The following is a 20,069-nucleotide window of genomic DNA, read 5'->3' as shown; positions in this document are numbered from 1 at the left end:
TCAGCACTCGACGACGTTCAGGGCCAGTCCGCCCTTCGACGTCTCCTTGTACTTGTCCTTCATGTCGGCGCCGGTATCGCGCATCGTCTTGATCGCGGTGTCCAGACTGACGTGATGAGTTCCGTCCCCGTGCAACGCCATTCGCGCCGCGGTGATCGCCTTGACCGCGGCGACGGCGTTGCGCTCGATGCACGGGATCTGCACCAGGCCGCCGACCGGGTCGCAGGTCAACCCGAGGTTGTGTTCGATGCCGATCTCGGCGGCGTTCTCCACCTGGGCCGGTGATCCGCCCAGCACTGCCGCCAATCCGGCGGCGGCCATCGAGCACGCCGAACCGACCTCGCCCTGACAACCGACCTCAGCGCCGGAGATCGACGCGTTGGCCTTGAACAGCTGACCGATCGCCGCGGCCGTCAGCAGGAACTCCACGATGCCGTCGTCGGTGGCGCCGGGGACGAAACGCGAATAGTAGTGCAGGACAGCCGGAATCACGCCCGCCGCCCCGTTGGTCGGCGCCGTCACCACCCGCCCGCCCGCGGCGTTCTCCTCGTTGACGGCCAGCGCGTACACCGTCAACCAGTCCATCGCGTACAGCGGATCGTCGGCATCGAGCGACTCAGCTAGCAGACGTGCGCGCCGCTTGACCCGCAGCCTGCCCGGCAGCGTGCCCGACGCGGCCAGGCCCGCGCTGACGCACTCCTGAAACGCCGCCCAGATCCGCAGCAGGCCTGCTCGCAGATCGGGTTCGCGGCCCAACGCCGCCTCGTTGCGGGCCATCAATTCCGCGATGCTGCAATGGTTTTCGGTCGCAAGCCGGACCAGTTCCTCGGCGGTGTTGAACGGATACGGGACAGCGGGCTCTGCGCGGGGATGCGCGGCTTCGTGCTCGTCGACGACAAAGCCGCCGCCGACCGAGTAGTACACGCGCCGCGACAGTTCGGCGCCGTCGCTGTCGAAGGCTGAGAACACCATGCCGTTGCTGTGAAACTTCATGGCACGCAACGACAAAACGATGTCAGCAGCGTGGTCGAACAGAATCGTGTGGGTGCCGGCCAGCAACAGCTTGCCGCCGGAGTTGATCTCCTCGACCCTGGTCCGGGCGAACGCCGGATCGATGGTCTCGGGTTCGTTGCCCTCCAGTCCGAGCACCACCGCGCCGGGCGTGCCGTGCCCGGCGCCGGTCGCGCCCAGCGACCCGTACAACTCGACGCGTACCCGCGCCACATCGGGCAACAGCCCGTCGTCGCTGAGGTGTCGCGCGAACCGCCCGGCGGCGCGCATCGGCCCCACGGTGTGCGAACTCGACGGCCCGATACCAATGGAGAACAGATCAAAGACCGAGACGGCCATGGGATTACGGTCTTGGCGTCACGTCGACGCTTGGCGGCAACGGCGACGGTTCCGGCTGCATCGACCGGCGGACGATCGAGAACGCCACCGCTCCCCCGGCCAGCACCGCCGCGCCCACCGCGATGATCACCAGAGGCCGCCGCCTGCGCTTGGGCTTGCGGGCGTCGGCGATCACGGCGGGCAGGCTCGCGATCACGTCCTGCGCCGCCGCGAGTTCCTGAGCGATGGTGTCCTGCGCCTCGCCGATCTCCTTGGCCAGCCTGCTCTTCTCAAGGCTGCGGCGGATCCGCTCGGCCGCCGACTGGGCGCCCTGCAGACTCAGCCCAACTGTGCCGCGGGTGACGTCGACCGGACCGACCGCGGTGTACTTCAAGCCTCGGCCCAACCGCTGGCTCGGGGTCAACCGGACGTCCGTCTTCAAGCTCATGTCCACCTCTTCCGCGGCGTGATCGTCAGTCGCCTCCCAGCCTGCCACCAAGTGCCACCCCGCGTCGGCCGTTGGACGGCAGGTGGCACACTGTCATCCCGTGACGAGCCCCATTCAGACCGCGACCGCGACCCTGCACACCAACCGCGGTGACATCAAGATCGCACTGTTCGGAAACCACGCCCCCAAGACCGTCGCGAACTTTGTCGGGCTGGCGCAGGGCACCAAGGACTACAGCACCGAGAACGCGTCGGGCGGCTCGTCGGGTCCGTTCTACGACGGCGCGGTCTTCCACCGCGTCATCGACGGTTTCATGATCCAGGGCGGCGACCCGACCGGCACCGGTCGCGGCGGCCCCGGCTACCAGTTCGCCGATGAATTCCACCCCGAGTTGCAGTTCGACAAGCCCTACCTGCTCGCGATGGCCAACGCAGGGCCCGGCACCAACGGCTCGCAGTTCTTCATCACGGTCGGCAAGACGCCGCACCTGAACCGCAGGCACACGATCTTCGGCGAGGTCGTCGACCCCGAGTCGCAGAAGGTGGTCGACGCCATCGCCACGACGCCAACGGACCGCAGCGACCGGCCCACCGATCCGGTGGTGATCGAGTCGATCACGGTGTCCTGAGGCTCAACGAGAGCCGGCATAGCCGGCGGCAGTCAATGCGTCGAGCACGTTGAGCGGGTCGGTGCCCAGATCCCATCGGGTCAGCACCACCAGTTGATCGTCATTGGTGTCGATCTCGAGCAGCCGTACTTTCCGGGCCAACCGACGGAACTCGGTGATCCGGATGATCTTGATATCGGCGGGGCGAAGCAGGTTTGAGCCCGTCCACCCGCGGATAACTAGACCATCGTCACGGATTGCCAGTTTTGGTCGTGCGCGCCACGACGCGCTTGCAAACACGAGCAAACCCACTGCGGCAATCCCCAGCAGAATGCGGCCGGGAGGATCTGTGATCACGGTCACAGCAGCGATAGCCAAGATAAGCCCGATCATGCCGCAAGCTGCGATTCCGAGCGTGGAAGGGCTCCACTCAGTTTGCTGCATTGGTAACTAACACCCTTTTACCGTTGCTAATGGGGTTATCCACAAGTGCTATCCCCAATGGGGATGAATCACATCGGTGTGATCCGGTGACCGCAAGGTTGCTAAATGGGTAACGCGCGTAGACCAAGTTGAATTCATACCGATGGTCGGTGGGGCTAGCGCCACCGCATCGTGAGCAACAACCCGGTGATCATGAAAGCAAAGGCGATGGCGTAGTTCCACGGGCCGAGGTCGGCCAGGAACGGGATCGCGTTCGACGCGAGCTGGAAGACGAGCAGCCACACCAGGCCGATGAGCATCAAACCGCAGAACAACACGACGAACCACACGCTCGACGGCCCGGCCTTGACCTTGACCGGCGTCCGGCTCACCGGGTTGATGGTGAAGTCGTTCTTCTTGCGAACCTTGGACTTGGGCATGGCTACCTTTGCGGACAATCTGCGTACACAGTGCGACGATGTAACTACGAGCCTAACGCAGGAGCACCCTAGCCAAGAATTCCTGGAGACGAGCTGATGGACAAGCCGCGCCGTAGCGCCTGGCGGTTCGGCGTGCCGGTGGTCTGTCTGCTGGCGGGTCTGCTGCTGGCAGCAACACACGGCGTTTCCGGCGGCAGCGAAATCCGGCGTAGCGACGCGCCGCGCCTGGTCGACCTGGTGCGCGAGGCCCAGACGTCGGTGGATCGCCTTTCCGCCGAACGCGACTCACTGGCGTCGAGCATCGACAACCATCACGGCGGCTCCCCGGGCGCGGATGCGGCGCTGGCGGCGATCACCAACCGGTCGGCCAAGCTGGCCGTCGACGCGGGCCTGGACCCGATCCGCGGCCCCGGCCTCGTCGTCACCCTCAACGATGCGCAGCGCGACGCAGAAGGCCGCTTCCCCCGCGACGCCTCCCCCGACGATCTCGTGGTGCATCAGCAGGACATCGAGGCGGTGCTGAATGCGTTGTGGAGTGCCGGCGCCGAGGGCATCCAGATGCAGGACCAGCGGATCATCGGCACCTCGGCCCCGCGCTGTGTCGGAAACACGCTGCTGTTGAACGGTCGCACATACAGCCCGCCCTATGTGATCACCGCGGTCGGCGACGCGGCGGCCATGCAGGCGGCGCTGGCGGCCACCCCGCTGGTGACGCTCTACAAGCAGTACGTCGTGCGATTCGGCCTGGGCTACACCGAGGCGCCGCAGGCGCAGGTCGAGTTGGTCGGGCACACCGAACCGGTGCGGATGAAGTACGCGAAGCCCGCAGGCCCGGTCGGCTACTGAGTGATTTCGGTGTGATGAGTCGCGCTCGTCGCGACCGAACACCCCGAAATCGCGGTCTGTAGCCTGGCCTGATGCAGGTTTTGGTCGTCGACAACTACGACAGCTTCGTGTTCAACCTGGTTCAGTACCTGGGCCAGCTCGGGGTGCACGCGGATGTCTGTCGCAACGACGACGAGCGCCTGGCCACCGACGCCGACGTCGCGAAGGCCGCTGAGCAGTTCGACGGCGTGCTGCTCTCCCCCGGCCCCGGCACTCCGGAACGCGCAGGCGCGTCCATCCCATTGGTCAAGGCATGCGCTGCGGCGAAGACGCCATTGCTGGGGGTGTGCCTCGGTCACCAGGCCATCGGGGTCGCGTTCGGCGGCACCGTCGACCGCGCGCCGGAGCTGCTGCACGGGAAGACCAGCACCGTGTTCCACTCGAATACTGGTGTGCTGCAAGGGCTTCCGAACCCGTTCACCGCGACGCGGTACCACTCGCTGACAATCCTGCCGGACACCGTGCCCGCCGAACTCGACGTCATCGCCCGGACCGAGGGTGGGGTCATCATGGGCGTGCGTCATGTCGAGCTACCGATTCACGGTGTGCAATTCCACCCCGAGTCGATCCTCACCGAGGGCGGACACCGGATGCTGGCCAACTGGCTCGGCTTCTGCGGCGCCGCGCCCGCGGAGTCGTTGGTGCGGCAACTCGAGGACGAGGTCGCCGAGGCGGTGCAGGCCGCTACGACGCGAACGCCAGCGTGATCGGCGCGTCCTTGTTGACCGGCGTGCCCGCCGCCGGGCTCTGGGTCACCACCGCGTTGGTCCGCTGACCGCTGTTCTGCACGTCCGGCGCGCGGATCAACTGGCCGGTCCAGCCGTAGCCGGCCCGCAGGTTCGGTTCCACATCGGTCCAGAACCCGCCGCGCACGTCGGGCATGACGAACTGGTTGCACTGCGAGAGCTGCAACTGGATCGGGGTATCGACCGGCGCTTCCTGTCCGGCGGCCGGCACCGTGCCGACGACCTGACCGCACGGCGCCGCACTGTCGACCTGCACCGGCACGACATTCGCGAAGCCCGACGCCGTCAGGATCTGCCTGGCGGGCGCCTCCGTCTGCCCCTTGACGTCCGCCACCTGCCTGCTCCTCGGCCCGTCGCCGACGACGATGGTGATCTCGTTGGTCACCGCAGACGTCTGGTTCGGGCCGGGGATCGTGGTCAGCACCCGGTCTTTCTGCTCAGGGGTGGACTCCGACCGGGACTCTTTGAACTTGCCAAAGCCCGCATTGGTCAGCCGCTGCACGCAGTCGGCGTAGGTCATGCTCTTGCAGTCGACGACCTCACGCTGCTGCGGGCCCGACGACACGTTCAGCGTGATCTCGTCCCCCGCGCTGACCGACGTGTTGGCCGGCGGGTTGGTGTCGATGACGTGGTCGGGCGGCACCGTGGAGTCCGACTTCTGCAGCGGGTTGACCTTGAAGCCAGCGTTCTGCAGCTTGGCGATCGCGTCGGCGCTGACCATGTTGCGGACGTCGGGCACCTGCACGTCGCGGGTGTTGCCCCCGAACATGTTGATGGCGACCGTCACCACGACGGTCAGCACCGCCAGCACCGCCACTGCGATGAGCCAGCGCCCGACCGACCCGCCGCGGTCGTCTTTGTCGTCGTATCCGGGCTGCGGGCGTCCGACGGGGTCGATCCGGTCGGTGCGGTGCTCCGAGGTCGGCGCGGACAACAGCGACGTCCGCTCGGCGTCGGTGAGCACCTTCGGCGCCTCGGGCGCCTCGCCGCTGTGCACCCGCACCAGGTCGGCGCGCATCTCCGCAGCCGATTGATAGCGGTTGTCCGGGTTCTTCGCCAGCGCCTTGAGCACCACCGCGTCGAGTTCCGGCGAGATGTCATTGTGCCGCTGCGACGGCGGCGTCGGATCCTCGCGGACATGCTGATAGGCCACCGCGACCGGTGAGTCGCCGATAAAAGGTGGCTCGCCGGTGAGGATTTCGTACAGTACGCAGCCCAGCGAGTAGACGTCGGAGCGCGCGTCGACCTTTTCGCCGCGGGCCTGCTCGGGCGACAGGTACTGCGCCGTGCCGATCACCGCGGCGGTCTGGGTGACGCTGTTGGCGTCGGCCAGCGCGCGGGCGATGCCGAAGTCCATCACCTTCACCGCGCCGGCCTTGCTGATCATGATGTTGGCGGGCTTGACGTCGCGGTGGATGATGCCGTGCTGGTGGCTGAAGTTCAGCGCCTGGCAGGCGTCGGCGATCACCTCGATGGCCCGCTTGGCCGGCATCGGGCCCTCGGAGTGCACGATGTCGCGCAGCGTCACCCCGTCGACGTACTCCATCACGATGTACGGCAACGGCCCGGTCGCGGTCTCCGCCTCGCCGGTGTCGTAGACCGCAACGATCGCCGGATGGTTCAACGCCGCCGCGTTCTGCGCCTCCCGGCGGAACCTGAGATAGAAGCTGGGATCGCGGGCCAGGTCGGCGCGCAGCACCTTGATGGCGACGTCGCGGTGCAGCCGCAGATCGCGCGCCAAATGCACCTCGGACATCCCGCCGAAGCCGAGGATTTCACCGAGTTCATACCGGTCGGACAGATGCTGCGGGGTCGTCATTTCCATGTCTGTTCTGGTACCCACGGCGCCACCGGCACCTTTGCCGGCGACGCAACGAAGTCGGTATCCCCTTCACCATGACCGATGGAGCCCTCATCGGTCCAACCGGGCATCGCCGTCGGCGACTGGAAGGGGGTTGTCTGCGTAATCGTATTCGTCACGGTTGGCGGCGGTGACTGCCGGTCCTTCTTGTCTTGGGCGTTCAGCACGATCAGGATTGCGATCACGATGGCCAGGGCGCCGAGCACGCCCGCGGCCCACAGCAGCGCGCGCTGGCCTGACGAGAACGTGCGCCGCGGCGGCGGAGCGCTGCGGTGGCTGCCGGTGACGGGGCGCGGCCTGGCCGTGGTTGCCGGCGCCCGACCGGTCATGTCCGCGGCCGCCCGTGCCTGCGCGGCAGACGGTACCGCGGTGGGCGCTGCCCTGCCGATCGACGGTGCCTGGTTCGGCCGCGGCGGGCGGCGACCGGACCGCACCGCGGCGACCGCGTCGGCGAACGGCCCGCCGGACCGGCACCGCATACCCGGGGTCTTCACCAGCGTGATCTCGATGAGGTCGCGCACGGTGGGCGGCAGGGCGGCGGGCAGCGGCGGCGGGGTCTCCTTGATGTGCTTCATGGCCACCGTCAGCGCACCGTCGCCGGTGAACGGCCGTTTGCCCGAAACGGATTCGTAGCCAACAACTCCCAGCGAGTACACGTCGCTGGCCGCGGTGGCGTCATGGCCGAGCGCCTGCTCCGGCGCGATGTACTGCGCGGTGCCCATCACCATGCCGGTCTGGGTGACCGGGGCGGCGTCGACCGCCTTGGCGATGCCGAAGTCGGTGAGCTTGACCTGGCCGGTCGGGGTGATCAGGATGTTGCCCGGCTTCACGTCGCGATGCACCAGGCCCGCGGTGTGTGCGACCTGCAGGGCGCGCCCGGTCTGCTCCAGCATGTCGAGGGCGTGCCGCAACGACAGCCGTCCGGTCCGCTTGAGCACCGAGTTCAGCGGTTCGCCGTTGACCAGTTCCATCACCAGATAGGCGGTGCGGCCCTCGCCGTCCATCTCGGTCTCGCCGTAGTCGTACACGCTGGCGATGCCGGGGTGGTTGAGCATCGCGACGGTGCGGGCCTCGGCGCGGAACCGCTCGACGAATTCGGGGTCGGTCGAGTACTCCGCCTTGAGCACCTTGATCGCGACGCGGCGGCCGAGCCTGGAGTCGATGCCTTCCCACACCTGACCCATGCCGCCGGTGGCGATCAGACGCTGCAGCCGATACCGGCCGGACAGCGTGACTCCGACGCGTGCGCTCATGAACCCTCCCGAAGCGCCGCCGCGATGGTGGCGCGTCCAATGGGAGCGGCTACCGCACCGCCGGTCGCAGACAGCCGGTCACCACCGTTTTCGACCACGACAGCAACGGCAACCTTGGGGGCCGATGCCGGCGCGAAAGCGATGTACCAGGCATGTGGCGGCGTATTGCGCGGATCGGTGCCGTGCTCCGCCGTGCCGGTCTTCGATGCGATCTGCACGCCGGCGATGGCTCCCTTCTGCTGCGTCACCTGCTCGGCGGCGACCATCAAATCCGTAAGTGTATTCGCCACCTGCTCGGACACCGCCCGACGCTCCTCGCGCGGAGCCGTCGTGCTGATGTTGGCGAGGTCGGGTCCCTTCAGACTATCGACAAGATAGGGCTGCATGGTCACCCCTTTGTTCGCGATGGTGGCGGCGACCAGCGCGTTCTGCAGCGGCGTCAGTGCGACATCCTTTTGCCCGATACTCGACATGCCCAAGGCGGCGGCGTCGGCGATCGGGCCGACGGTGGACTCGGAAACCTGGAGCGGAATGGCCGGGGCGGGGCTGTCGAGCCCGAACGCCATCGCCGTCGACCGGAGCTTGTCCACCCCGGTGTTGATGCCGAGTTGGACGAAGGCGGTGTTACAGGACTTGGCGAACGCATCGCGCAGCGACGCGGTCGGGCCTGCGCCGCACGCCGCACCGCCGTAGTTCTCCAACGTTGCGGTGCTGTCCGGCAACGGAATTCGCGGCGCCGACGTCAACTGGGTGTTCTCCGTGGCACCGGCCTGCAGCGCGGCCGCGGTGGTGATCACCTTGAACGTCGAACCCGGGGGATAGGTCTGGGCGATGGCCCGGTTCAGCAGCGGCGAGTCGGGGTTGTCGCGCAGCCGCTGCCACGCCGTCGACTGCTCCTGAATGTCGTGGGTGGCAAGCAGATTGGGGTCATACGACGGCGACGACACCATCGCCAGCACCTTGCCGGTCGACGGCTCCAGCGCCACCACCGCGCCCTTGCACGGGCCGTTGCAGCCGTCCTCCATCGCATCCCACGCGGCCTGCTGCACCTGCGGATTGATGGTGGTCGCGACATTGCCGCCGCGCGGGTCGCGGCCGGTGAAGAAGTCAGCCAACCGCCGTCCGAACAACCGCTGGTCGGAGCCGTTGAGGATGGTGTCCTCGGCGCGTTCGAGGCCGGCGCTGGAATAGCTCAACGAGTAGAACCCGGTGACCGGGGCGTACGCCAGCGGGTTGGGGTAGACCCGCAGGAACCGGAACCGGCCGTTGGTCGACACCGAATACGCCAGCAGTTGGCCGCCCGCCGAGATCTGGCCCCGCTGCCGCGAGTACTCGTCGAGCAGCACCCGCTGATTGCGCGGATCCGAACGCAACCCGTCGGCGGTAAAGACTTGCGTCAGTGTGGCATTGGCCAACAGCAGCACGATCAGGGCCATGATCGTGACGGCTATCCGGCGCAGTGAGGTGTTCATACCTTCTCGATCACCTCGGTGCTCGCCGCCGCGATCGGCGTGTTGTGCGGCCGGGTGACGATCGGCCTGCGGGCGGCATGCGAGATGCGCACCAGGATCGCCAGCAGCACGTAGTTCGCCAACAGCGAGGAACCGCCGTACGACATCCACGGCGTCGTCAGTCCGGTCAGCGGGATCAGCCTGGTGACCCCGCCGACCACGATGAACAGCTGGATCGCCAGCGTCGCGGCCAATCCGGCGGCCAGCAGCTTGCCGAAGCTGTCGCGCACCGCGATCGCGGTGCGCAGTCCGCGGATGATCACGATCGTGTACAGCATCAGCACCGCGGCCAACCCGACCAGACCAAGCTCTTCACCGACCGCGGCGATGATGAAGTCGGTTGACGCGGCGGGCACGGTACCCGGTTGACCGTTGCCGAGACCGGTGCCGAAGATGCCGCCGGTGGCGAAGCTGAACAGCGACTGCACCATCTGATAGCCGGCGCCGTCGGGGTCGGCGAACGGATCGAGCCAGGTCTCGACCCGGACCCGGACGTGGTCGAAGAGGTAATAGGCGACAACGCTTCCCGCGGCGAACAAGGCTAGGCCGATGACCACCCAGCTGAACCGGTCGGTGGCCACGTACACCAGCACCAGGAACGACGCGTACAGCAGCAGCGAGGTGCCGAGGTCCTTCTCGAACACCATGACGCCGACCGACGCGATCCAGGCCGCCAGCAGCGGAGCCAGGTCACGCGGCCGGGGCAGGTCCATGCCGAGGAAATGCTTTCCCGCACTGGTGAACACGCTGCGCTTGGCCACCAGCACCGCGGCGAAGAAGATGAGCAGCAGGATCTTGGAGAACTCGGCGGGCTGAATCGAGAAGCCGGGCAACTCGATCCAGATCTTCGCTCCGTTCTGCTCCGACATCGAGCGGGGCAGCACAGCGGGAATGACGAGCAGCACCAGACCGGTCACGCCGCAGACGTAGCCGTAACGGGCGAGCATCCGATGGTCGCGCAGGAAGATCACCATCGCCGAGAAACTGACGACACCCACCAGCGTCCACAGCATCTGCTGATTTGCCGTGCCGCCCAAGCCCTTTCCCAGCGGGCCGCCGGCGGCCAAGTCGAGGCGGTGAATCATCACCAGACCGAGGCCGTTGAGCAGCGCGACGACCGGCAGCAGCAGCGGATCGGCGTACGGGGTGAAGCGCCTGATCGCCAGGTGCGCGCCGGTGAACAGGGCGAGATAGGCCACCGCATATTGGGCGAGGTCCCAGTGCAGCCCCTGCTCCTGGTTGGCCTCGACCAGAAGCAGCGCCACCGTGGTGATCACCGCCGCGAAGATGAGCAGGAACAGCTCGGCGTTGCGGCGGTTCGGCAGCGGCGGCATGACGGTGACGGGCGACTGCGGTTGGGTAGTCATGGCAGGGCTGCCCGTCGTGTGCGGGGCGTCATGACACTTCCCGGCAGTTCGTTCCCGGTTCTGGTGCGCGGGAGCGGTCACCGTGGTCGGGGTCTCGGGCTCGGGGGAGCCGGGGCTGGACTCGGGAATGCCTGGGACGACAGGGGTTTCGGGCAGATGCGGCGTCGGGGAGGTGGTGGTGGACGTCGGCGTGCGCGGTGCACACGTCGGCAGGACCGAGCTGCGGGCAAGCTCCTCGATCTGGGCGATGGCGTCGTCCAGCGAACCGGACGGCAGACCGGCCACCACCTGCGCACGCTCCGAGGGCCGCATGTCGTTCACGCCGAGCATGCGGCAGTCCAGGTTGCTCTTCGACTGCCCGACGCTGATCAGCGACAACTCATTTCGGGCGTTGAGACAGCCCAACAGGTAGGGCTCCTGGAGTGCTAAACCCAGAAAGGAACCCTGAACACCGCGCATGATCGACACCGTGCCGTCGTGCTCGGTGACGTAGTAGTTACTGCGCACGATCTCCCGGCCGACGGCAAGCCCGGCCAGCACCACGAGCACGAGCAGCACCGCCGCGATGATCATCCGTCGCCGTGACCGCGGCCTGCGTTGCGGCTCTTCGGGTTGCGGCAGAACGCGTTTGGCTTCGTTGCGGCGGGGGTTGAACGCCGACGCGCGGCCGGCCGCCGTGTTCGGCGGGGCGGTTTGATCGTCGTCACCGGATACCGCGCCTGCAAGGATGGGCTGGGTCTGCCCGTAGTCGTAGTCGACGACGTCGGCCACCACGACGGTGACGTTGTCGGGGCCGCCGCCGCGCAACGCCAATTCGATGAGCCTGTCCGCACTTTCGGCGACATCGGGGATCTGCAGCGCCTCGAGGATGGTCTCGTGGCTGACCGGATCGGACAGTCCGTCGGAGCACAACAGGTACCGATCGCCCGCCCGCGCCTCGCGCATGATCAGCGTCGGCTCGACTTCATGCCCGGTGAGCGCCCGCATGATCAGCGAGCGCTGCGGATGGCTGTGTGCCTCCTCGGCAGTGATGCGGCCCTCGTCGACCAGCGTCTGGACGAACGTGTCGTCCTTGGTGATCTGGACCAGTTCCCCGTCGCGGAGCAGATAGCCGCGGGAGTCGCCGATGTGCACCAGGCCAAGCCTGTTGCCCGCGAACAGGATTGCGGTGAGCGTGGTGCCCATGCCCTCCAGCTCGGGATCGGCTTCGACGTGTGCGGCGATCGCCGAATTGCCCTCGCGGACCGCGGAGTCGAGCTTGGACAGCAGATCGCCGCCGGGCTCGTCGTCGTCGAGGTGGGCGAGGGCCGCGATGACCAACTGGGAGGCCACCTCACCGGCGGCGTGCCCGCCCATGCCGTCGGCGAGGGCAAGCAGTCTGGCCCCGGCGTAGACCGAGTCCTCATTGTTGGCTCGGACCAAGCCGCGGTCGCTGCGCGCGGCATAGCGCAATACGAGCGTCACGGGCGCAGCTCGATTACCGTCTTGCCGATTCGAACCGGCGTGCCCATCGGAACCCGTACCGCCGTAGTCACCTTCGCCCTGTCAAGGTATGTGCCGTTGGTCGATCCTAGGTCCTCGACATACCATTCCGAGCCTCGTGGCGACAGCCTGGCGTGCCGGGTCGAGGCGTAGTCGTCGGTGAGCACCAGCGTGGAGTCGTCGGCGCGGCCGATCAGGATGGGCTGTGTGCCCAGCGGGATCCGAGTGCCGGTCAGCGCGCCCTCGGTCACCACGAGCTGCCGCACCACGTTGCGACGGCCCCGGTTGGGCAGCAACGAGCCGCGCAACGCCAGACCCCGCCGCACCATGACCGCTCCGGTCGGCGCATAGATATCGGTCCGCAGGATGCGCAGCACCGACCAGATGAACAACCACAGCAACAACAGGAATCCGACGCGCGTCAGCTGCAGTACTAACCCCTGCATCTGACGTCCTTCCCGTCCCCGTCCCGTACTCGTTCGCGTTGCGCCGGCCCGCCGATACCACCCGAGCCACCTTCGGCAACGTCACGATACTTGGACAGCGATCGACGTGAGGGTGAAGCGTTGGCTTCTCCCCGCCGTCGCCAGCCAGAACCGGGCCGAGCTTTCAGTGAACGCGGACGATGATCTCGGAGTGGCCCAACCGGATCACGTCGCCGTCAGCCAGCTGCCACTCCTGCACCGGGGCGTTGTTCACCGTGGTGCCGTTGGTCGAGTTCAGGTCTGACAGCAGCGCCACCTGGCCGTCCCATCGGATCTCCAGATGGCGACGCGAGACCCCGGTGTCGGGTAGCCGGAATTGGGCGTCTTGGCCACGGCCGATCACGTTGGCACCCTCGCGCAACTGGTACGTGCGGCCGCTGCCGTCATCGAGTTGCAGCGTGACCGACGTCGCACCCGTCGTCCCGTAGTCGCCCTGGCCGTAGCCGCCGTATCCGGCCGGCTGGCCCTGCTGGCCGTAGTCATACCCGCCACCGCCTGCGGGCTCGGCGTAACCCGGTTCGGCGTATCCGGCGCCGGCGGGCGGCTCGCCGTAACGGCCGTAATCCTGCTGGCCGCCGTACCCGGCGTCCTGCCGGCCGTAGGCCTGTCCGCCGTATCCGCCTTGATCGGGGTAGCCGCCCTGCTCCGGATAGCCGCCCTGGTCGGGATACGCCGGGCGCGGCTCCTGGCGGCCGTAGCCGCCGTCGGCCTGACGGCCGTAGTCGTAGTCACCGGCGGGCGGGCCGTAGCCGGGCTGGCCGCCCTGCGGCGGGCCATAACCGGGCTGGCCCCCCGGCGCCTGGCGGTCGCCCTGGGCCGGGTAGCCGCCCTGCTGAGGCGGGCCGTATCCGGCGGGCGGGCGCTGCTCGTAGGACGGCGGCGGGTAACCGCCCTGGTCCGGGTAGCCGCCCTGATCGGGGTAGCCGCCCTGCTCCGGGTAGCCGCCCTGGTCGGGATAGGCGGGCCGCGGCGGATAACCCTGGTCGCCCTGCTGCGGGTAGCCGCCCTCTTGAGGCGGATACTGGCCGCGATCGTCCGGACGGGGGTAGCGCTCGTCGTAGTACTCGTCGGCAGGCCGCCCCTGTCCCTGGCCGCGGTAACTGGGATTGTCGCTCATCGCTGGTACTCCTGGTTCTGCGTAGGACGCACGGTCTGGTGGTGGGGCGGTGTCGCCTCTGGTCGTATCGGGGTTGACCGCTCCACGCGCGCGAAACTGTCCGGTGTGCAGGTTCGGTGATGCCTCGAATCTGACGACCACATCACCATACGTTTGCCATCCCTGCTCATGGATGTATCCCTCCAAGTGCTTGGCGAACGTTGATGACGTGAGGTCGGGGTCGGCGCTCACTTTCTGATAGTCAGGCACACTGAGGGTAATGACGTAGTCGTTTGGCGCCAAAATACGGCCACCGAGCACTTCGCGCGCGTTGGCGTCGGCCTCACGCCGCAGCATGGCTTCGACTTCCTGCGGCACAATCGATCCGCCGAACACTCGGGCGAATGCGTCGCCGACAGTCGATTCGAGTTTGCGTTCGATGCGGTCGACCAGACCCATATCACCGCCCGCCTCACTCGTAGTTGTCCGTCGGCCCTGCCCACGGGCCGGTGCGCCAGCGTGTCGCCTGGGCACTTGACTTATCTGCATGGTATCGGCCGAGCGCGTCGCAGCGGGACCAACAGAATTCTGAGAATCGAATTGATGCAGGTCACGTTGCCTGATCGTGATGCACTCACAACGTATTGCCAGGGCCAGCGGGACGGATCGGTACGGTTGGGGGACCGGGTGTCGACCGTGATAGGCTCCCCCGGTTGTTGGGGCGAGTGGCGGAATGGCAGACGCGCTGGCTTCAGGTGCCAGTGTCCTTCGGGACGTGGGGGTTCAAGTCCCCCTTCGCCCACACAAGTGATGAGTCGAGGATGTGAATGTTCGCATTCACATCCTCGTTCTTTTGAATGTCCTCGGACACCCGTCGGGGGCCGTTGTATTTCGACTCAGGCACGGTAGCTTTTTGCGAATGCGGCTCGCATATATCGCTTTTCTGTCGGCTGTCCTGTTGACCGCGGCGTGCTCCTCGACCGTCGACGGCTCGGCGGTCAAGCCGTCAGACGTGGCGGCCGGGCCGACCGTTGACATCAGCAAGCTCGACGTCGGACCGTATCCGACGCAGCCCAGCCAGCCGCTGGGGGTGACGGGCGATGCCGACCGCGGAGTGTTCGTCGAATCGCAGCGGATGGCCAACAACGTCATCGGCCCGTGGGAGGTCGACCCGGCCATCACCGATTGGTTCGGCTTCGGCGCCACGGTGCTGCCCAACGTCGGCGCGCTGGCCCAGATCGGCCCCGAGACGTTCGCGGCTGCGGCCAGCCAGCACGGCTTCATCAACGGCTTCGCATCGGCGCGGACCCAGGACGGCCAGAAGATCCTGCTGAACGCGGTGCTGCGGTTCTCCGATCCGGACGCCGCCACTGCGGCAGCTGGCGAGTTCGGCGATATCGCGGCCAAGACGGGCGACGGCGTGCAGCCCGCGCAGATTCCCGGGCATCCGGACACGAAGGCGGCGGGCTACACCCAGACCGAGGGGTCGACCGGCAAGAAGTGGAACGCGGTGCGCGCGTTCACCGCGCACGGGCAGTACGTGTTCATGCAACTCGCGCAGGCGACCGACAACATGGACACCGCCATCGGGCTGGTGAGCAAGACCGTCGACCTGCAGGGCCCGGCGATCGACCAGTTCCGCGCGACCGATCCGTCCGAATTCGCCGACATCTCACTGGATCCGACCGGGCTGCTGGCGCGCACGCTGCCGGTGCCCGAGAAGGACGCCACCCCGATCCAGAACGCCACCTACGAACAGCGCGGCGCCCTGCAGTTCCAATCGGATCCGGCCCGCTCGGCGAAGTTGTTCGCCGACATCGGCATGGATCTCGCGGCGATGGCGAAGACGAACGTCTACCAGACCAAGGATCCGGCGGGTGCGGCCAAGATCGTCGAGGGGTTCTACGCCGAACTGCAGCCGACGTCGCAGCCGGCCAAGCCCGTCAACAACCTGCCGGACAGCCGCTGCCTGCAACTGGAGGACAAGACCTTCTACTGCCTGGGCGCGGCGGACAAGTACGCCATCGAGACCACGGCGGACAATCTGCTCGACGCCCAGCAGCAGGTCGCCGCGCAGTACGCCATGTTGTTGGCGGGTTAGTCGAGCACACCCCGCAGCACCAGTTCGCTCAACTCCTTGGCTGCCGTGTCGACGTCTTTGATGCGGCGCACGCAGACCGCATACCAGGCGCCGCCGGCGATCGCGTCCATGATGGTGTCGGCGCTGATGCCGGAACGCGCGACGCCGTCGGCGACCGCCGCGTCGACACGTTCGGCGAGTTGACTGCGCGCGGTGGCCTCCAGTCGGTCGCTGAGCACCCGCCGCATCCGGCGGTCCGAGCGTAAATCGTTGAGCAGTCCGGGAATTGACTCCCGCACCGCGGGGTCGCCGTACATGCGCAGCGCACCGCGGCACAACCGGGTGATCTCGGCGGCGAAGTCGTCCTCGGGCGGTTCGGGCCCGAGGTCTCCGAACAGCGCCTCGTGCACCAACTGCGCCTTCGAACTCCAGCGCCGGTAGACCGCGGGCCTGCTGACGCCGGCGGTGGTGGCGATCAGGTCGATGCTGGTGGCGGCGTAGCCATGGTCGACCAGCAGCCTGCGGGTGGCGGCCAGCACCGCGGTGTCGATCGACGGGTCGCGGCGCGAACCCTGCCGCCGATGTCGGCTCTCCATTTCGCCTCCCGCCACCCGCATTTGTCGTTACAGTGTGTCACAACAATTGTGCCGGCGAACGTGGGTTACCCGCACGCTCTGAGGCCGGCGGGCGTGCGGGTAACCCACGTTCGGCGCAGAAGCGGGAGGGCGCGCGATGACTGAAACGTTGGCGGGCGTCGGCGAGGACGGCCGGCACCTCTACACCTGTCCACTGTGTGAAGCCATGTGCGGCTTGGAGATTCGAGTCGCCGACGGCCGCGTCGCGGGCATTCGGGGCAACAGGGACGACACCTGGAGTCGTGGGCACATCTGCCCCAAGGGCGCCACCCTGGGTGCGGTGCACGAGGACCCCGACCGGATCCGCCGCCCGATGATCAAGGTCGACGGGCAGTGGCAGGAGGTCAGCTGGGACGCCGCGTTCCGGCGGTGCACCGAACTGCTGGCGCCGGTGATCGAGAAGCACGGCATCGGCGCGGTCACCTGCTACACCGGTAACCCGTTGGCGCACTCGTTCTCGTTGGGCCGCTACACCGGTGTGCTGCTTGGTATGTCGGGCATCCCGTTGTCGTATTCGCCGGGCACCGTGGACCAGTGGCCCAAGAACCTGTCGTCGCACCTGATGTACGGCGGCTGGTGGACGTTCCCGGTCCCCGACATCGAGCGCACCGATCTGCTGATCGTGATGGGCGCCAACCCGGCCGCCTCGCAGGGCTCACTGCTGGCGGCGCCCGACGTGATGGGCATCATCGACGGAATTCGCAAGCGCGGCAAGGTGATTGTGATCGACCCCGTACGTACCGCCACCGCCGCGCGCGCCGACGAATGGCTGCCGATCACTCCCGGCACCGATGCGGCGCTGCTGTTGGCGGTCGCGCACACGCTGTTCGCCGAGGACCTGGTCGATCTCGGCGCGGTGGCACCACACGTCGACGGCGTCGAGGTGATGCGACAGGTGGCCGCCGACTGGTCGCCGGAGCGCGTCGCCCGGGTCACCGGGATCGCCGCGGACCGCATCCGCGCGTTGGCACGCGAACTGGCCACCACTGCGCGCGCCGTCGTCTACGGCCGAATTGGATTGTGCAATCAGGAGTTCGGCAGTTTGGCCGGCTGGTTGGTGGACGTGGTGAACGTCCTCACCGGCCATTTCGACGTCGAAGGCGGTGCGATGTTCCCGCGCGCCGCGGCGTGGTCGGTCACCGTGCAGCCGATACCGGGCTTGGAAGACGGTGCGCCGGAGTTCGGCCGGTATCGCACCCGGGTGCGCGGCGCCAAGGAGGTGCTCGGGCAGGTGCCGGTGTCGTGTCTGGCCGAGGAGATCGCGACACCGGGGGAGGGGCAGATCAAGGCGCTGATCACCGTGGCGGGCAATCCGGTGTTGTCGACGCCTGCGGGCCACAAACTCGACGAGGCGCTGCCGATGCTCGATGCGATGATCTCCGTCGACCTCTGGCTCAACGAGACCACCCGGCACGCCGACGTGATCCTGCCCGCGCCGTCGCCACTCGAACAACCGCATCACGACGACCTCATCCTCAACTTCGCGATCAACAGCATCGCCAACTACTCGCCGCCGGTGTTCCAGCGGCCGGATCCGGACGCGCCGGCGGAGTGGGAGATCCTGATCCGGCTGACCGGCTTGTGCACCGGCACGCCCGCCGAGGACGTCGACGTCGCCGCCATCGACGACGGCTTCTTCGACTACATGGCGTTCACCGTCGGCCTCGACGGCGCCGAAATCCGCAAGCACTACCAACGCGGCGGCCCCGAGCGGATCCTCGACCTCACGCTGCGCACCGGACCGTTCGGCGACCGCTACGGCGAGAACCCCGACGGGCTGACGCTGGAGAAGCTGAAGGCACACCCCAACGGGATCAACTTCGGGCCGATGGTGCCGCGGGTGCCCGACGCGTTGGGCACCGCCGACGGCAAGATCCGGTTGGCGCCCCAGTATCTGCTCGACGACCTGCCTCGGCTCGCGGACCGACTCGACCGCGCGTCGGAGGAGTTGGTGCTGGTCAGCAGGCGACATCTGCGGTCCAACAACTCCTGGCTGCACAACGTTGGGCCGCTAATGAAGGGCCGCGACAGATGCACGCTGCTGATGCACACCGACGACGCTGCCAAGCGCGGTGTGGTGGCCGGCGACCTGGTCACCGTCGCGTCGTCGGCCGGGCAGATCGACGTGCCCGTCGAGGTGACCGACGCGATCATGCCGGGGGTGGTGTCGATGCCGCACGGGTGGGGCCACGGCAAGCCCGGCACCCGGATGTCGATCGCCAACGAATCGCCGGGTGTGAACACCAACATCCTGTCGCCGCCGACGTTCGTCGACGAACCCTCTGGCAACGGAGCGTTGAACGGTATCCCCGTGACGGTCACCTCGGCGGACGCCTGGTAGGGATGTAGCCGTGGGCAAAAACGAGCGGGCGAAAATCGTCATGAGCGACGAGGAAATCGCCGAATTCATTGAGCGCAGCAGGACGGCGACGATGGCCACCGTACTGCCCGACGGCAGGCCGCACCTGGTCGCGATGTGGTACGCGGTCGTCGACGGCGAGATCTGGTTCGAGACCAAGGCCAAGTCGCAGAAGGCGGTCAACCTGCGCCGCGATCCGACCATCACGGTGATGATCGAGGACGGGCAGAGCTACGACACGTTGCGCGGGGTGTCGATCGACGGCAAGGCGGAGATCGTCGACGACCCGGAAACCATTCTGCGCGTTGGCATCAGCGTATGGGAGCGATACACCGGCCCCTACTCTGAGGAGATGCGTCCGTTCATCGACCAGATGATGAACAACCGCATCTGCGTGCGCGTGGTGCCCAGCAGGATGCGCAGCTGGGATCACCGCAAGCTCGGTATGCCTGCCATGCCGGTCGGCGGCAGCACGGCGGCCTATCTCTGATGCCGCAGCAACGCCCCAAGCAGCTGGACTCGCCGCTGCTGCCGAAGATCTTCAAGTACGCGGGCAAGGCGCACGTCGCGGTGTACCGCCGCACGGGCGGCAGGATCGGCGGCAAATGGCGCATCGGCGCGGGTTTCCGCAAGCCGGTGCCGACGTTGCTGCTCGAGCACCGTGGCCGCAAGTCCGGCAAGGTGTTCGTCACGCCGCTGCTGTACATGTTCGACGGCGCCGACGTGGTGATCGTCGCGTCGCAGGGCGGTCGGCCCGAACACCCGCAGTGGTACCGGAACCTGGTGGCCAACCCCGACACCTTCATCGAGATCGGCGCCGACCGGCGGCCGGTGCATGCGGTGACCGCCGACGCCGAGGAGCGGGCCCGGTTGTGGCCCAGGCTGGTCGAGTTGTACGCGGATTTCGACAATTACCAGAGCTGGACCGACCGCGAGATTCCGGTCGTGGTGCTCAAGCCCCGCTGAGGGGACATTGCGACTTATCTCACACGCCGATCGCGTTCCGCTCGCTCCGTGCTGCGGGTAGCCGACGGATAGGTGCGCTGATGCGCCGATCCCGAT

18 protein-coding genes, 1 tRNA gene and 1 pseudogene are annotated in these 20,069 nt (G+C 67.4%); 8 read left to right on the top strand and 12 right to left on the bottom strand.

Translation table 11 applies throughout. From position 1 onward, the window contains the following. Window positions 1–1,350 carry an L-serine ammonia-lyase gene (locus tag C1A30_RS24665; RefSeq protein WP_101950958.1) on the bottom strand — a complete coding sequence of 450 codons (1,350 nt, stop codon included), beginning with the start codon at window positions 1,348–1,350 and terminating at the stop codon, window positions 1–3. A gap of 4 nt (window positions 1,351–1,354) precedes the next feature. Beyond that, window positions 1,355–1,777, bottom strand: coding sequence for a cell wall synthesis protein CwsA (cwsA, locus tag C1A30_RS24660; protein WP_101952858.1), 423 nt, complete (start codon window positions 1,775–1,777; stop codon window positions 1,355–1,357). 82 nt (window positions 1,778–1,859) lie between these two features. Here cwsA and C1A30_RS24655 point away from each other — a divergent pair, with 82 nt between their 5' ends. After that, window positions 1,860–2,405 carry a peptidylprolyl isomerase gene (locus C1A30_RS24655; RefSeq protein ID WP_200828417.1) on the top strand — a complete coding sequence of 182 codons (546 nt, stop codon included), beginning with the start codon at window positions 1,860–1,862 and terminating at the stop codon, window positions 2,403–2,405. Between the two features lie 3 nt (window positions 2,406–2,408). Here the strand turns inward: C1A30_RS24655 and C1A30_RS24650 are convergent, their stop codons facing one another. Both C1A30_RS24650 and crgA read right to left on the bottom strand, forming a co-directional pair. Then, on the bottom strand, window positions 2,409–2,828 hold the full coding sequence (locus C1A30_RS24650; RefSeq protein WP_101950956.1) for a PH domain-containing protein: 420 nt from the start codon (window positions 2,826–2,828) through the stop codon (window positions 2,409–2,411). A gap of 155 nt (window positions 2,829–2,983) precedes the next feature. After that, window positions 2,984–3,247, bottom strand: a complete 264-nt coding sequence (gene crgA, locus C1A30_RS24645; protein WP_067798178.1) for a cell division protein CrgA — start codon at window positions 3,245–3,247, stop codon at window positions 2,984–2,986. Window positions 3,248–3,343: 96 nt separating this feature from the next. Between crgA and C1A30_RS24640 the strand changes: the two genes are divergently transcribed. Together C1A30_RS24640 and C1A30_RS24635 are read left to right on the top strand one after the other, a co-directional pair. Then, window positions 3,344–4,093: a DUF881 domain-containing protein gene (locus C1A30_RS24640; RefSeq protein WP_101950955.1), complete on the top strand. Its 750-nt coding sequence runs from the start codon at window positions 3,344–3,346 to the stop codon at window positions 4,091–4,093. Between the two features lie 71 nt (window positions 4,094–4,164). Continuing rightward, window positions 4,165–4,839: an aminodeoxychorismate/anthranilate synthase component II gene (locus C1A30_RS24635; protein ID WP_101950954.1), complete on the top strand. Its 675-nt coding sequence runs from the start codon at window positions 4,165–4,167 to the stop codon at window positions 4,837–4,839. On the opposite strand, the gene pknB is transcribed toward C1A30_RS24635, so the two are convergent. The 7 genes and pseudogenes from pknB to C1A30_RS24600 form a co-directional block, all read right to left on the bottom strand. Further along, on the bottom strand, window positions 4,817–6,697 hold the full coding sequence (pknB, locus tag C1A30_RS24630; RefSeq protein ID WP_101950953.1) for a Stk1 family PASTA domain-containing Ser/Thr kinase: 1,881 nt from the start codon (window positions 6,695–6,697) through the stop codon (window positions 4,817–4,819). The two genes, C1A30_RS24635 and pknB, sit on opposite strands and share 23 nt — an antisense overlap. Next, window positions 6,694–7,992: a protein kinase gene (locus tag C1A30_RS24625; protein ID WP_101950952.1), complete on the bottom strand. Its 1,299-nt coding sequence runs from the start codon at window positions 7,990–7,992 to the stop codon at window positions 6,694–6,696. The genes pknB and C1A30_RS24625 overlap by 4 nt, the downstream gene beginning before the upstream one ends. Further along, a complete protein-coding gene (gene pbpA, locus C1A30_RS24620) occupies window positions 7,989–9,464 on the bottom strand; it encodes a D,D-transpeptidase PbpA (protein ID WP_101950951.1) in 1,476 nt (491 codons plus the stop codon). The genes C1A30_RS24625 and pbpA overlap by 4 nt, the downstream gene beginning before the upstream one ends. Further along, on the bottom strand, window positions 9,461–10,870 hold the full coding sequence (locus C1A30_RS24615; RefSeq protein WP_101952857.1) for an FtsW/RodA/SpoVE family cell cycle protein: 1,410 nt from the start codon (window positions 10,868–10,870) through the stop codon (window positions 9,461–9,463). Before C1A30_RS24615 ends, pbpA begins: the two co-directional genes overlap by 4 nt. A gap of 930 nt (window positions 10,871–11,800) precedes the next feature. Further along, window positions 11,801–12,226 (bottom strand): annotated as a pseudogene (locus tag C1A30_RS36450) (PP2C family serine/threonine-protein phosphatase); the annotation flags it as partial. Window positions 12,227–12,330: 104 nt separating this feature from the next. After that, a complete protein-coding gene (locus C1A30_RS24605) occupies window positions 12,331–12,798 on the bottom strand; it encodes an FHA domain-containing protein (protein ID WP_101950950.1) in 468 nt (155 codons plus the stop codon). A 163-nt stretch (window positions 12,799–12,961) separates the two neighbouring features. Further along, on the bottom strand, window positions 12,962–14,392 hold the full coding sequence (locus tag C1A30_RS24600; protein ID WP_101950949.1) for a DUF3662 and FHA domain-containing protein: 1,431 nt from the start codon (window positions 14,390–14,392) through the stop codon (window positions 12,962–12,964). A gap of 260 nt (window positions 14,393–14,652) precedes the next feature. Here C1A30_RS24600 and C1A30_RS24595 point away from each other — a divergent pair. Both C1A30_RS24595 and C1A30_RS24590 read left to right on the top strand, forming a co-directional pair. Then, window positions 14,653–14,735: transfer RNA gene (locus C1A30_RS24595), tRNA-Leu, on the top strand. A gap of 117 nt (window positions 14,736–14,852) precedes the next feature. Beyond that, window positions 14,853–16,034 (top strand): hypothetical protein, encoded by a 1,182-nt coding sequence (locus tag C1A30_RS24590; protein WP_101950948.1) that lies wholly within the window; start codon window positions 14,853–14,855, stop codon window positions 16,032–16,034. Here C1A30_RS24590 and C1A30_RS24585 read toward each other — a convergent pair. Further along, the gene (locus tag C1A30_RS24585) at window positions 16,031–16,609 is read right to left on the bottom strand and encodes a TetR/AcrR family transcriptional regulator (protein ID WP_101952856.1); all 579 of its coding nucleotides are present in this window, start codon (window positions 16,607–16,609) and stop codon (window positions 16,031–16,033) included. The two genes, C1A30_RS24590 and C1A30_RS24585, sit on opposite strands and share 4 nt — an antisense overlap. Before the next feature lie 136 nt (window positions 16,610–16,745). Here C1A30_RS24585 and C1A30_RS24580 point away from each other — a divergent pair, with 136 nt between their 5' ends. From C1A30_RS24580 to C1A30_RS24570, 3 genes are read left to right on the top strand one after another with little or no spacing between them, the layout of a single operon-like run. Beyond that, on the top strand, window positions 16,746–18,989 hold the full coding sequence (locus C1A30_RS24580) for a molybdopterin-dependent oxidoreductase (protein ID WP_101950947.1): 2,244 nt from the start codon (window positions 16,746–16,748) through the stop codon (window positions 18,987–18,989). A 10-nt stretch (window positions 18,990–18,999) separates the two neighbouring features. Continuing rightward, entirely contained in the window at window positions 19,000–19,497 is a 498-nt protein-coding gene (locus C1A30_RS24575; RefSeq protein ID WP_101950946.1) for a pyridoxamine 5'-phosphate oxidase family protein, read from the top strand. Further along, a complete protein-coding gene (locus C1A30_RS24570) occupies window positions 19,497–19,973 on the top strand; it encodes a nitroreductase family deazaflavin-dependent oxidoreductase (RefSeq protein ID WP_101950945.1) in 477 nt (158 codons plus the stop codon). Before C1A30_RS24575 ends, C1A30_RS24570 begins: the two co-directional genes overlap by 1 nt. Window positions 19,974–20,069: the final 96 nt, after the last annotated feature.

It is taken from the genome of Mycobacterium sp. 3519A (assembly GCF_900240945.1).
Taxonomy (GTDB): domain Bacteria; phylum Actinomycetota; class Actinomycetes; order Mycobacteriales; family Mycobacteriaceae; genus Mycobacterium.
Note: the sequence above shows the minus strand (reverse complement) of the source record. Positions and strands in the feature narration are given on the sequence as shown.

Coding starts and splice junctions, on each gene's coding strand:
- C1A30_RS24625 (WP_101950952.1), bottom strand. CDS start 7,992: ATGAGCGCACGCGTCGGAGTCACGCTGTCCGGCCGGTATCGGCTGCAG.
- C1A30_RS24650 (WP_101950956.1), bottom strand. CDS start 2,828: ATGCAGCAAACTGAGTGGAGCCCTTCCACGCTCGGAATCGCAGCTTGC.
- C1A30_RS24580 (WP_101950947.1), top strand. CDS start 16,746: ATGACTGAAACGTTGGCGGGCGTCGGCGAGGACGGCCGGCACCTCTAC.
- cwsA (WP_101952858.1), bottom strand. CDS start 1,777: ATGAGCTTGAAGACGGACGTCCGGTTGACCCCGAGCCAGCGGTTGGGC.
- C1A30_RS24605 (WP_101950950.1), bottom strand. CDS start 12,798: ATGCAGGGGTTAGTACTGCAGCTGACGCGCGTCGGATTCCTGTTGTTG.
- pknB (WP_101950953.1), bottom strand. CDS start 6,697: ATGACGACCCCGCAGCATCTGTCCGACCGGTATGAACTCGGTGAAATC.
- C1A30_RS24665 (WP_101950958.1), bottom strand. CDS start 1,350: ATGGCCGTCTCGGTCTTTGATCTGTTCTCCATTGGTATCGGGCCGTCG.
- C1A30_RS24570 (WP_101950945.1), top strand. CDS start 19,497: ATGCCGCAGCAACGCCCCAAGCAGCTGGACTCGCCGCTGCTGCCGAAG.
- C1A30_RS24585 (WP_101952856.1), bottom strand. CDS start 16,609: ATGGAGAGCCGACATCGGCGGCAGGGTTCGCGCCGCGACCCGTCGATC.
- C1A30_RS24615 (WP_101952857.1), bottom strand. CDS start 10,870: ATGACTACCCAACCGCAGTCGCCCGTCACCGTCATGCCGCCGCTGCCG.
- pbpA (WP_101950951.1), bottom strand. CDS start 9,464: ATGAACACCTCACTGCGCCGGATAGCCGTCACGATCATGGCCCTGATC.
- C1A30_RS24635 (WP_101950954.1), top strand. CDS start 4,165: ATGCAGGTTTTGGTCGTCGACAACTACGACAGCTTCGTGTTCAACCTG.
- C1A30_RS24600 (WP_101950949.1), bottom strand. CDS start 14,392: ATGGGTCTGGTCGACCGCATCGAACGCAAACTCGAATCGACTGTCGGC.
- crgA (WP_067798178.1), bottom strand. CDS start 3,247: ATGCCCAAGTCCAAGGTTCGCAAGAAGAACGACTTCACCATCAACCCG.
- C1A30_RS24590 (WP_101950948.1), top strand. CDS start 14,853: ATGCGGCTCGCATATATCGCTTTTCTGTCGGCTGTCCTGTTGACCGCG.
- C1A30_RS24640 (WP_101950955.1), top strand. CDS start 3,344: ATGGACAAGCCGCGCCGTAGCGCCTGGCGGTTCGGCGTGCCGGTGGTC.